The organism is Salipiger sp. ABN3_019 (genome assembly GCF_056158605.1).
This window is the reverse complement of record NZ_JBSWTP010000006.1, coordinates 55,289-66,942: the sequence shown is the minus strand read 5'-3', so window position 1 is coordinate 66,942 and position 11,654 is coordinate 55,289. Positions and strand designations below refer to the sequence as shown.

The 11,654-nt window shown below is 66.1% G+C and carries 11 protein-coding genes; 7 read left to right on the top strand and 4 right to left on the bottom strand.

Translation table 11 applies throughout. The features are described 5' to 3' along the window. Position 1: 1 nt before the first annotated feature. From ACXAD2_RS06680 to ACXAD2_RS06660, 5 genes are read left to right on the top strand one after another with little or no spacing between them, the layout of a single operon-like run. The gene (locus tag ACXAD2_RS06680) at positions 2-1,183 is read left to right on the top strand and encodes an amidohydrolase family protein (RefSeq protein WP_475168462.1); all 1,182 of its coding nucleotides are present in this window, start codon (positions 2-4) and stop codon (positions 1,181-1,183) included. Continuing rightward, entirely contained in the window at positions 1,180-2,610 is a 1,431-nt protein-coding gene (locus ACXAD2_RS06675) for a chlorohydrolase family protein (protein WP_475168460.1), read from the top strand. Before ACXAD2_RS06680 ends, ACXAD2_RS06675 begins: the two co-directional genes overlap by 4 nt. After that, positions 2,607-3,575 carry an ABC transporter ATP-binding protein gene (locus ACXAD2_RS06670; RefSeq protein ID WP_475168459.1) on the top strand — a complete coding sequence of 323 codons (969 nt, stop codon included), beginning with the start codon at positions 2,607-2,609 and terminating at the stop codon, positions 3,573-3,575. Before ACXAD2_RS06675 ends, ACXAD2_RS06670 begins: the two co-directional genes overlap by 4 nt. Beyond that, positions 3,572-4,522 (top strand): ABC transporter ATP-binding protein, encoded by a 951-nt coding sequence (locus ACXAD2_RS06665; RefSeq protein ID WP_475168458.1) that lies wholly within the window; start codon positions 3,572-3,574, stop codon positions 4,520-4,522. Before ACXAD2_RS06670 ends, ACXAD2_RS06665 begins: the two co-directional genes overlap by 4 nt. Then, on the top strand, positions 4,515-5,030 hold the full coding sequence (locus tag ACXAD2_RS06660) for a nucleoside deaminase (protein WP_475168456.1): 516 nt from the start codon (positions 4,515-4,517) through the stop codon (positions 5,028-5,030). The genes ACXAD2_RS06665 and ACXAD2_RS06660 overlap by 8 nt, the downstream gene beginning before the upstream one ends. 142 nt (positions 5,031-5,172) lie before the next feature. On the opposite strand, the gene ACXAD2_RS06655 is transcribed toward ACXAD2_RS06660, so the two are convergent. Beyond that, positions 5,173-5,934, bottom strand: coding sequence for a FadR/GntR family transcriptional regulator (locus ACXAD2_RS06655; RefSeq protein ID WP_475168455.1), 762 nt, complete (start codon positions 5,932-5,934; stop codon positions 5,173-5,175). A 211-nt stretch (positions 5,935-6,145) separates the two neighbouring features. Between ACXAD2_RS06655 and ACXAD2_RS06650 the strand changes: the two genes are divergently transcribed. Together ACXAD2_RS06650 and ACXAD2_RS06645 are read left to right on the top strand one after the other, a co-directional pair. After that, positions 6,146-7,294, top strand: a complete 1,149-nt coding sequence (locus ACXAD2_RS06650; protein WP_475168453.1) for a mandelate racemase family protein — start codon at positions 6,146-6,148, stop codon at positions 7,292-7,294. A gap of 37 nt (positions 7,295-7,331) precedes the next feature. After that, a complete protein-coding gene (locus ACXAD2_RS06645) occupies positions 7,332-8,921 on the top strand; it encodes an ABC transporter substrate-binding protein (protein ID WP_475168450.1) in 1,590 nt (529 codons plus the stop codon). A gap of 243 nt (positions 8,922-9,164) precedes the next feature. Here ACXAD2_RS06645 and ACXAD2_RS06640 read toward each other — a convergent pair whose 3' ends face one another. Genes ACXAD2_RS06640 through ACXAD2_RS06630 form a run of 3 tightly spaced genes read right to left on the bottom strand, consistent with a single transcriptional unit; the run spans position 9,165 to position 11,652 of the window. Continuing rightward, positions 9,165-9,911: an ABC transporter ATP-binding protein gene (locus ACXAD2_RS06640; RefSeq protein ID WP_475168448.1), complete on the bottom strand. Its 747-nt coding sequence runs from the start codon at positions 9,909-9,911 to the stop codon at positions 9,165-9,167. Further along, positions 9,908-10,750: an ABC transporter ATP-binding protein gene (locus tag ACXAD2_RS06635; protein WP_475168446.1), complete on the bottom strand. Its 843-nt coding sequence runs from the start codon at positions 10,748-10,750 to the stop codon at positions 9,908-9,910. The genes ACXAD2_RS06640 and ACXAD2_RS06635 overlap by 4 nt, the downstream gene beginning before the upstream one ends. 5 nt (positions 10,751-10,755) lie before the next feature. Beyond that, a complete protein-coding gene (locus ACXAD2_RS06630; RefSeq protein WP_475168444.1) occupies positions 10,756-11,652 on the bottom strand; it encodes an ABC transporter permease in 897 nt (298 codons plus the stop codon). Positions 11,653-11,654: the final 2 nt, after the last annotated feature.

Below are 11,654 nucleotides of genomic sequence, written 5' to 3'. Positions count from 1 at the left end.
CATGACTGCAAAGACCCTCAAGAACGTGCGCCCGATGGGCGCTGCTGCCACCGACCTGCACATCGTGGACGGCCGCTTTGCCGCCGCCGCGCCCGAGGGTGCCCAGGTCATCGACTGCGGCGGTCGCATCCTAATCCCCGGGCTGGTCGAGGCACACACCCATCTCGACAAGTCGCTGCTCGGCCTGCCGTGGTACCGCAACGAGGTCGGCCCGCGGCTGATCGACAAGATCGACAACGAACGCGAGGTGAAGGTCTCGCTCGGGCTCGACCCGCAGGTGCAGAGCGAGCGGCAGGCGATCCTGTCGATCAGCCATGGCACCACCCACATTCGCAGCCACGTCGATGTCGACACCCACCACGGGCTGCGCGGCATCGAGGGAGTCATGGCCACGCGCGAGAAACTGGCGGGCTACGTAGATATCGAGATCGTCGCCTTCCCGCAGTCTTCGATGATGCCGCGACCCGGCACGGTCGAATTGATGGATGAGGCGCTGGCGCTCGGCGCCGACGTTGTCGGCGGCATCGACCCCTGCGGCATCGAGCGCGACCCCAAGGGGCATCTCGATGCGGTGTTCCGGCTCGCCGAAAAGCATGGCAAGCCGATCGACATCCACCTGCATGAGCGTAACCTGATGGGCGGGTTCTCGATGGAAGAGATCATCGGCCGGACCCGAGCCCACGGGATGCAGGGCAAGGTCACCGTCAGCCACGCCTTCTGCCTCGGCATGAGTGACCGTGCCTATGTCGCATTGCTGCACGAGCAGCTCGCCGAAGAGCGCATCTACATCATAACCACCGCCCCGGCCTCGGCGCCGGTGCCGCTGGTCAAGGAGCTGAAGGCGGCGGGCATCCTCACCGGCGCGGGTTCGGACGGCATCCGCGACACCTGGGGACCCTATGGGAACGCCGACATGCTGGAACGGGCGATGTTCGTCGGGCTGCGCAACAACCTGAGGCGCGACGACGAGGTCGAACTGGCTCTGGACATCTGCACCCATGGCGGCGCCGCGATCATGGAGGTCGAGGGCTACGGACTGGAACTCGGCGATCAGGCCGATGCCGTGCTGGTCGAGGGCGAGACGCTGGCAGAGGCGGTCGCGCTGCGCGCGCCCCGGGCGCTGGTGCTCAAACGCGGCATGGTCGTCGCGCGGGGCGGCAAAGCCGTGATCGACGCGCCATGAGCCGCACCCTGCTCTCGGCCCGCTGGGTCATCGGCCACGAGGACGGCCGCCATGTCGTGCACGAGAACGGGGTGGTGGTGATCGAGGGCTCCCGCGTGTTGCATGTGGGGCGCGGCTTCGACGGTGACGTCGCGCAGCGCGTGGACTACGGGGAGGCGGTGATCTCGCCCGGGTTCATCGACCTCGACGCGCTGTCGGACCTCGATACGACCATCCTTGGCTATGACAATGGACCGGCGTGGAAGACGGGACGGGTCTGGCCCGAGAGCTACGTCGCGCGCGGCCCCTACGAGATGTATTCGCCCGAAGAGCTAGCCTTCCAGAAGCGCTTTGCCTTCGCGCAGCTTATCCGCAACGGCATCACCACCGCCCTGCCCATCGCGTCGCTGTTCTACCGCGCCTGGGGCGAGACCGTGGCCGAGTTCGACGCCGCCGCACAGGCCGCCGAGGAGCTGGGGCTGCGCGTCTACCTCGGCCCCGCCTATCGCACCGGCGGGCAGGTCACCGACGAGGCGGGCACGATCCGCGCCATCTACGACGAACCGCGCGGACTGCAGGGGCTGGAGCACGCTGCAGCCTTTGCCGCGCGCATCGGCGGCACCGCAGGCGGCCGGATCCGCGCGATGTTCGCCCCGGACCGGATCGAGACCTGTACCGCAGAGCTCTTGCGCCGCACACAGGCGCTTGCGGCAGAGATGGGTGCGCCGGTGCGTCAGCATTGCTGCCAGTCGCCCACCGAGCTGCGGCTGGTGCAGGAGCAGCATGGCACCACGCCGATCGACTGGCTCGACCGGATCGGCGCGCTGGGAAGCAACTGGCTGCTGCCGCATGGAACCCATGCCTCGGAGCGCGACTTCGCACTGATCGCCGAGCGCGGCGCGACACTGGTCCATTGCCCGCTGGTTTCTGTGAGACACGGTGGCCTGCTGCGCTCCTTCCCGGCCTGCCGGGCGCGTGGCATCAACATCGGGCTCGGCACCGACACCTGGCCGCCGGACATGATCCTCAACATGCAGATCGGCATGATGGCCGCGCGAGTTGCCGGCGCCGACGCGCTGCGCAGCGAGGAAATGTTCGACGCGGCCACGCTGGGTGGCGCGCGCGCGCTTGGCCGGACCGACCTCGGCCTGCTCGCGCCCGGAGCCTGCGCCGACATCACGGTGATCGACTTCGGCCGCACGCTGCAGACCCCCGACCCGGTACAGAGCCTGATGACCGCGGCCTCGGGGCGTGACGTGCGCGATGTCTGGATCGACGGGCGCCGCGTGATGAACGACCGCAAGATCCCCGGTTGCGACGAGACCGCCGACATGGCCCGCGCGCAGGCGCAGTTCAACGGGCTGATCGCCAAGTACCCCGACCGCACCGCCGGCCATCCGCCGGTGATCGAGATCTTCCGCCCCAGCTACCCAAGGAGCGAGCGATGACCGACCCTGTTCTGGACGTGCGCGGATTGCGCGTCGAGTTTCCCACCCGTCGCGGCGTGCTCACCGCCGTGGATGATATCTCACTGACCATCGGACGCGGCGAGATCCTTGGCGTCGTCGGCGAGTCCGGTGCCGGCAAGTCGATGACCGGCATGGCGATCCTCGGCCTGCTCGAGCCGCCGGGCCGCATCGCCGCCGGCGAGATCCGCCTTTCGGGCACCCGCATCGACACGCTGACCGAGAGCGAGATGCAGAAGGTGCGCGGCCGTCGCATCGGCGCGATCTTCCAGGACCCGCTGACCTCGCTCAACCCGCTGTTCAGGGTCGGCGATCAGCTCGTCGAGACCATTCGCCTGCACACCGAGCTGAGCAAGAGTGCCGCCCGCGCCCGCGCGCTCGAGCTTATGCGCGAGGTCGGCATTCCGGCGGTCGAGGAGCGCATCGACAACTACCCGCACCAGTTCTCGGGCGGCATGCGGCAGCGCATCGTGATCGCGCTGGCGCTCTGTGCCGAGCCCGAACTTATCATCGCCGACGAGCCGACTACCGCGCTCGACGTGTCGATCCAGGCGCAGATCACCGCGCTGCTCAAGCGGCTCTGTCGCGAGCGCGGAACGGCGGTCATGCTGGTGACACATGACATGGGGGTGATCGCCGAAACCGCCGACCGGGTCGCGGTGATGTACGCCGGGCGGCTGGCCGAGCTCGGCGCGGTCGAGGACGTGGTGCGCCGTCCCCGTCACCCCTATACCGAGGGGCTGATGGGCTCGATCCCCAGCCTGCGCAAGGACATGGACGAGCTGCAGATGATCCCGGGCGCGATGCCGCGGCTCGACAGCATCCCGCAGGGCTGCGCTTTCAACCCGCGCTGTGCCCATGCCGGACCGCGCTGCCGCCGCGACACGCCGCGGCTTGAAACCACCGGCGCCGCCTGCTGGCTCGCCCTGACCGGAGAAACCGCATGACCCGACCGATCCTCGAAGTCGACGCGCTGGAGCGCCGGTTCAACGTTTCCGCCCCCTGGCTCAACCGCCTGCTCGAAGGCAAGCCGCGGCGCACTCTGCGCGCTGTCGACGGGGTGGATTTCGATATTCAGCCTGGCCAGACCCTGGCGCTGGTTGGCGAATCCGGCTGCGGCAAGTCGACCATCGCCAAGCTGGTCACCGGGCTGCACGCGCCCTCCGGCGGCGCGATCCGCTTCAACGGCGATCCCGACAAGATGCAGATGATCTTCCAGGACCCCTATGCCTCGCTCAACCCGCGCTGGCGGGTCGGCCGGATCATCGCCGAACCGCTGCGCCCCGAGACGCCCGAGCCGCAGGTCATGGCGCGCGTTGATGAGCTGCTGCGCACCGTTGGCCTCGCCCCCGCCGATGCGGCCAAGTTCCCCCACGAATTCTCGGGAGGCCAGCGCCAGCGTATCTCAATCGCCCGCGCGCTGGCAGGCAAGCCCGAGTTCCTCGTCTGCGATGAACCGACGTCGGCGCTCGACGTGTCGGTGCAGGCGCAGGTGCTCAACCTGATGAAGCGTCTGCAGAAAGAAATGGGGCTCACATACCTCTTCATCAGTCACGATCTGTCGGTGGTACGGCACATGGCGGATGTGATCGCCGTGATGTATCTCGGGCGGATCGTCGAGATCCAGCCGACCGCCGATCTCTTTGCCCGCCCGCTGCATCCCTATACGCGCATGCTGCTCGATACGATCCCCGACCTCGAAGCCCCGAAGCGCGACCGCGTGCCGATGGGCGGCGAGGTGCCCTCGCCGGTGTCGCCGCCCCCCGGATGCAGCTTCCATCCGCGCTGCCCGATTGCCTTCGATCGCTGCAAGCGCGAACGCCCGCAGCGCGAGGTACATGTCCATCAACGCCGCGTTGCCTGTTTCGCCGCCGAGGAGAGCGCCGATGTATGAAGACCGTTTCCTCCGCCGTGCCATCGAGATCTCGGCGCAAGCGCTGACCACACCGGGCACGGAACCCTTCGGCGCAGTGGTGATCCGCGATGGGGAAATCGTCGGCGAGGGCATAAATCGCTCGGTGCTCAACCACGATCCGACCTCGCATGGCGAGACCGAGGCGATCCGCGATGCCTGCCGCAATCTCGGCACCGTCGATCTTCGCGGTGCGGCGCTCTACTCCAGTTGCGAGCCCTGCCCGCTCTGCGTCGCCGCGATGCTGATCGCCGGGGTATCGGAACTCTACTACGCGGCGGACATGGCACAGGCGGGCGCGGCGCTCGGGGAGCTGCCGGAAAGCGCGCGGTTTCCCATCGATGTCGACAACATGCTGGCGCAGTGCGGGCTGCCCGCGCCGGAGCGGACGATGGTCAGCGCCCGGCACCAAGATGCTGAGGCCGCGCGGATCCTGCAGCTCTGGGCCGACAAGGCGTCGAGCTCTCTAGACACAGCTCTGGAAACTTGACCAAAGACGACCGCCAACCTCCGCCGATCGGTCGCGTAGGAAGTCGAATTAAGTTACTATCCGCGTCGGTTGGCCGGCCGATAGATTTGCTAAGGAGAACGCCCGCCGGTAGGTCCAACTGATCCAGCCGCAAACCAAACAATCAGCCATCAGCGCCCCGCAAGAGGCCGCGATAGCGCGCGAGGCTGCCCTCGAGGTGCGCCTTCATCGCTGCTTCCGCCGCCTCGGGCGCGCCGTCGATGATCGCATCGACGATACGCGCGTGCTCCTGCACAAGATCTGGGTTCGGCTTGTAGGCACGCGGCGTACCGCTCTTGCCGGCCTCCAGTTCGACCCGGGGCACGATGCCGGGGCGGATCAGAGCAAGGAACTCGGGAAACCGCTTGTTCTGTGTCGCCTGCGCGATGGCGTAATGGAAGGCAAAGTCTGCTTCGCGGGTGTTGCCGCCTTCCTCGAAGGCTTTCGAGACGGCGGCATTGGCCGCGAGGATTGCCTCGATCTGCTGCGCCGAGCGCCGGGCGGCAGCGAGGCCTGCGGCGCGGATCTCGAAGGCCGATCGCAGTTCGAACAGCTCGATCACCCCCGAGAGCCGCTCCATGTCGAGATCGGCGAACGGCTGCGCCCGCCGCGCCTGCGCCGGATCGAGCGCGAAAACCCCAGAACCCTTGCGCGCTTCCACCAGCCCCTCGGACCGCAGCAGGCCAAGCGCCTCGCGTACGACGGTACGGCTGACAGAGTGGATGCGCGTGAGCTCGGATTCGCTGGGCAGGCGGTCGCCGGGACGAAAGCGCCCAGCCTCAATCTCGCGCCGCAGCCCGGCGGCGATCAGCTCAGCACGGGTGCGCGCGGGCGACGGCTCAGCGGCCTGCCCGGTGGGCGAGAGAAGAGCATTCATGTCGGTCATAGGTTCGCGCCTGCGTATTTCTGTACAACAGGAAGTCTAGCCGAACCGGGGATCGGGACGCCAGAAAAATCAGCTTTATTACGGCAAGATCAGCCGCCTTGTCGCGAAACATCCCGGAAAAACCGTTGACCTGCCGAAGATACATATCATACGTTCCTGTTATACAGGTTGCCGCAGGGCGCCCCTGCCTGCGGAGAGGAGGAGACCACCCGTGATCATCACCGACGTGTCCGTGCGCGTTTTCCGGCACAAGACCCGCCGTCATTCCGACAGCGCGGGCCACGCCCATCCCGGCCCCGAGCACGAGGTGCAGCAGGCCATCGTCACCATCCGCAGCGAGGACGGAATCGAGGGCCATTCCTTCTGCCCGCCCGAGGTGGCGCGCCCGCATGTTATCGACAAGTACATCAAGAAGGTGCTGATCGGGCAGGACCACCGTGACCGCGAGCGGCTGTGGCAGGATCTGGCACACTGGCAGCGCGGCTCGGCGGCACAGCTTACCGACCGGACTTTGGCGGTGATCGACTGCGCGCTCTGGGATCTGGCGGGTCGCACGCTGAATCAGCCGGTATACAAGCTGATCGGCGGCTACCGCGACAAGGTACTGGCATATGGCTCGATCATGTGCGGCGATGAGATCGAGGGTGGGCTCGCCACGCCCGAGGACTACGGCCGTTTCGCCGAGACGTTAGTGGCGCGCGGCTACAAGGGCATCAAGCTGCATACATGGATGCCCCCCGTAAGCTGGGCGCCGGATGTGAAGATGGACCTCAAGGCCTGCGCCGCAGTGCGCGAGGCGGTCGGCCCCGACATCGCGCTGATGATCGACGCCTTCCACTGGTACAAGCGTACCGAGGCGCTGGAACTGGGCCGGGGGCTGGAGAAGCTGGATTTTGCGTGGATTGAGGAGCCGATGGACGAACAGTCCATGTCTTCCTACCGCTGGCTGGCCGACAACCTCGACATTCCCGTGGTCGGTCCGGAAAGCGCGGCGGGCAAGCACTGGCACCGCGCCGAATGGATCGCCTCTGGTGCCTGCGACATCCTGCGCACCGGGGTCAACGATGTCGGCGGCATCACCCCGGCGCTGAAGACAATGCATCTGGCCGAGGCCTTCGGCATGGAATGCGAGGTGCATGGTAATACCGCGATGAATCTGCACGTCGTCGCCGCGACGAGGAACTGCAAATGGTACGAGCGTGGCCTTCTGCACCCATTCCTCGAATACGACGACGGGCTCGACTACCTCAACACACTGTCCGACCCGATGGACCGCGACGGCTACGTCCATGTCCCTGACCGTCCCGGTCTGGGCGAGGACATCAACTTTGACCTCATCGAAAACAACCGCGTCTGCTGAACCGGCGCGGGTCTCTAGAGCTTTGGGAGGAGAACCTATGAGACATTTCCTGACGGGCGTGGCGCTCTCGGCGCTGCTGGCGGGGGCCAGCCCAGTGCTGGCCGAAACCCCCGACGACCAGCTGATCGTCGCTTTCACCATGACCAACGTGCTCACGATGGATCCCGCCGCGATCACCGGCGGTGAGGCGGTGCAGGTGCTCAACAACGTCTACGACGCGCTGGTCGAGCTCGACCCCGAGACCAAGGCGCTGATGCCGCGTCTCGCGGAGAGCTGGGAGATCGGCGAGGACAACCTCAGCATCACCTTCCACCTGCGCTCCGATGCCACCTTCGCTTCTGGCAACCCGGTGACGGCAGCAGATGTGAAGTACAGCTTTGACCGGGTGATGACCCTTGGCCAGTCGCAATCCTCGGGCCTCAACTCGCGCGGCTTCACCGCCGATGGGGTGGATGAGCAGTTTCAGGTGATCGACGATCACACGTTCCGGATGGTGATGCCGGAGGCGGGCGATCCCAAGATGATCCTGATGTATATCTCGCAGGCGGGCGTCGGCTCGATCCTCGACAGCAAGCTGGTCGAGGAACATGCGGGCAACGATCAGGGACAGGCCTGGCTGACCAACAATTCGGCAGGCTCGGGGGCTTTCACCCTCGGCCAGTGGCGTGCCAATGAATACGTGATCCTCACGCGGAACGACGACTTCTGGGGTGACGCACCCGCGATGAAGCGCGTATTGATGCGCCACCTGCCAGAAAGCCAGAGCCAGCGGCTCGGCCTGCAGCAGGGCGACATCGATGTGGGCTTCAGCCTTGCCGCGCCCGACCTGCGCGCGCTGGAAAAGGACGAGAAGATCACCGTCGAGACCGTGCCGAGCGCCGGCTTCTACTACCTTGCCGCCTCGACCGCCGACGAGAAGTTCGCCAACCCCAAGGTACGCGAGGCGCTGCGCTACCTCATTGACTACAAAGGCATCAACGGCGCGATCATGCCCTATTTCGGTGTCGAGCGCCAGCGAGTGATCAACAGCAGCGCCTTCTCAGCCCTGTCCGATCCGGGCTACGCGCTCGACATCGAAAAGGCCAAGGCATTGCTCGCCGAAGCGGGCTTCCCCGACGGGTTCGACACCACTCTGCGGGTGATTTCGACCCAGCAGTTCCTCGACAGCGCCACTGCCATTCAGGGCACGCTGGCACAGGCCGGGATCAATGCCGAGATCATCACCGGCGATGGCGGGCAGATTTATGGCGCCATGCGCGAGCGGCAGTTCGAGCTCTTGGTCGGGCGCGGCGGCGGCGGCCAGCAGCCGCACCCCGACAGCAACCTGCGCGCGCTGGTCTACAACCCAGACAACAGCGACGAGGCGGGGCTGACCAACTACCAGAGCTGGCGCACCTCTTATCAGGACACCGAGTTGAACGGGCTGATCGAGAGCGCACTGGTGGAGCGTGACGCCGACGCGCAGATCGCCCAGTACGAGCAGATCCAGCAGATGATCGACGATAAGGTGACCTCGATCCAGCCGTTCTCGGAACGGGTGGTCACCGCAGCCTTTCAGGACGACGTATCGGGGGTGATCATCGACCCTTGGGTGTCGCGCTTCGAAGACGTGGTGAAGTCGCGCTAAGCGGCAAACCATAGGAGACGCAGAGGGCGCATCCCACGGGATGCGCCCTTTTTGTGTGTCGGCTGTTGGCTGGCCAGCAGGCTTCGCCTTTGTTCCGGGCGGATCAGTGCCCTTGCCTAAGCTCCCTCGCCCATTCGGCCTGGACTGGTCATCGGAACCGACAAGGAACTGCCGTTGCCCCAACGAAAAACCCCTCCCTGCCATGCGGCAGGGAGGGGGTGTCGTACTGTCGTTAAAGATGCCCTACGCCGCGCCCTCGTAGGCAAGGCTGGCTGCAATCAGCTCCTGCGCGTAGGGGTGCCGGGCCGATCCGTCGAGGATCGCCTCGCGCGGCAGCACCTCGACGATGTCCCCGGCCTTCATCACCGCAAAGCGGTCGCACATGTGGTCGATCACCGCGAGATCGTGGCTGACCATGACGTAGGTGAATCCCTTCTCCTCGCGGAGCCGAACCAAAAGATTGAGGATTTCTGCCTGCACCGAGACATCGAGCGCCGAGGTCGGCTCGTCGAGCAGCAGGACTTCGGGCTCGAGGATCAGCGCACGGGCGATCGCAACGCGCTGGCGTTGCCCGCCCGACAGCTGGTGCGGGTAGCGATCGAGGAACTCCACCGGCAGGCCAACGTCTCGCATTGCCTGCGCGAGCCGGCGCTCGGTATCGCCGAGCCGGTGGATCTTCAGCGGTTCCGACAGCGTGGTGCGCACCGAATGGCGCGGGTGGAGCGAACCGTAGGGGTCCTGGAACACCATCTGCAGAGTGCGGCACCGCTCCATCAGGTCCATCTCGCGCACCGATCGGCTGCCGACCTTGGCATCGCCGTGCCAGTTACCCAGCAACATCGATGCGCAGCGCAGCACCGTCGACTTGCCAGAGCCGCTCTCGCCAACGAGCCCGAAGCATTCCCCAGGTGCCACCTCGAAGCTCACCTCGGGCAGAATTGTTACCGCGCCGAAGCGGATCGACATTTTCTCAATGCTCAGCGGTTTCATGCGGGGGCCTCCATGGTCCAACTCGGGTCGCGCTGCAGCACCGGCAGGGGCGCGCGCGCGCCGCCGATGCGCGGCTGCGCGGCCAGAAGCCCACGCGTGTAAGGATGCGTCGCACGGTCGAGATCGCGCGCGTCCAGCGTCTCGACCACCCGGCCCGCATACATGATCAGCACCCGATCGCAGAAGTTGCGCACGAGGTTGAGATCGTGGCTGATCATGATCAGCCCGATGCCGCGCTCCTTTACCAGATCGTCGAGGATCTTCAGCACCTGCAGCCGCACCGTGACGTCGAGTGCCGAGGTCGGCTCGTCGGCGATCACCAGATCGGGATCGGTAAGCAGCATCATGGCGATCATGATGCGCTGACCCATTCCGCCCGAGACTTCATGCGGGTAGAGCTCGTAGACCCGCTCGGGATCGCGGATCTGCACCGCCGCCAGCATTGCCACCGCCTTTTCGCGCGCCGCCGCCTTCGAGCAGCGCACATGGGTGCGGTAGGCCTCGGCCACCTGGTCACCGCAGCGGCGGATCGGGTTCAGCGAATACTTGGGATCCTGAAGGATCATCGACATCCGCGCGCCGCGCAGCTTCAGCATCTGCGCCTCCGAGGCGTTCAGTATGTCGACCTCTTCGAAGCGCATGGCGTCGGCGCGCATCTTTGCATCGGGCAGTAGCTGCATGATCGCGCGGCCGACGGTGGACTTGCCCGAGCCGCTCTCGCCGACGATGCCGAGCCGCTCGCGCCCGAGGGTGAAGCTGACGCCGCGGACCGCTGGCTCGTCGGCACCAGGATAGCGCAGCGACAGATTGCGAATATCGAGGATGGGATCACTGGTCATGGCTCTCACCTCTTCATCATCTGTTTCGGGTCAAGTGCGTCGCGCAGCCCGTCGCCCAGCAGGTTGAACGCCAGACTAACCGACAGGATCCCGAGGCCGGGGAAGGTCACAAGCCACCAGCTGTCGATCATGTAGCGCCGCCCTGTGGCGATCATCGCGCCCCATTCCGGCATCGGCGGCTGTGCCCCGAGCCCGAGAAAACCCAGCCCCGCCGCCGTGAGGATCACCGTAGCCATGTTCAAAGTCAGGCGGATGAGTACCGAGGGCAGGCACATGGGCACGATGCTCTTCCAGATGATTCGCGCCGGGCTCGCGCCCTGCAGCCGTGCCGCTGCGATATAGTCGGCGCTGCGGAAAGTCATAGTCTCGGCCCGCGCCAGCCGCGCGATAGGCGGCCAGGCGGTGAGCGAGATGGCGATGATCGCATTGTTGAGGCTCGGCCCCAGCGCCGCGACGAAGGCCAGTGACAGGATCAGCGAGGGGAACGACAGGAAGATGTCGGTCACCCGCATCAGCACCACGTCGGTCTTGCCGCCGAAGTAGCCCGCCACCGTGCCCACCAACAGCCCCAGCGGGCCGACCACGATGGTCACGAGAAAGATGATCGTCAGCGTGATGCGCGAGCCGTGCACGAGGCGCGAAAAGATGTCCCGTCCGAGCTCATCGGTGCCGAAGAAGTGCCCGCCGCCCGGGGGTGCCAGCGTGTTCGTAAGGTCCTGCATGTAGGGATCATGCGTCGCGATGAGTGGCGCAAACAGCGCGGTGAGGATCAGCGCCGCCAGCACCAGCAGGCCGAAGGCCGAAGTCGGGGTCTTGGCAAGGAAGCGCAGGATGTTCCCGGCGGCGATCAGCGATTGCGGCATCCGGCGGCGGATCTCGGCCGCGGGAGTGGTCTCGGACATGG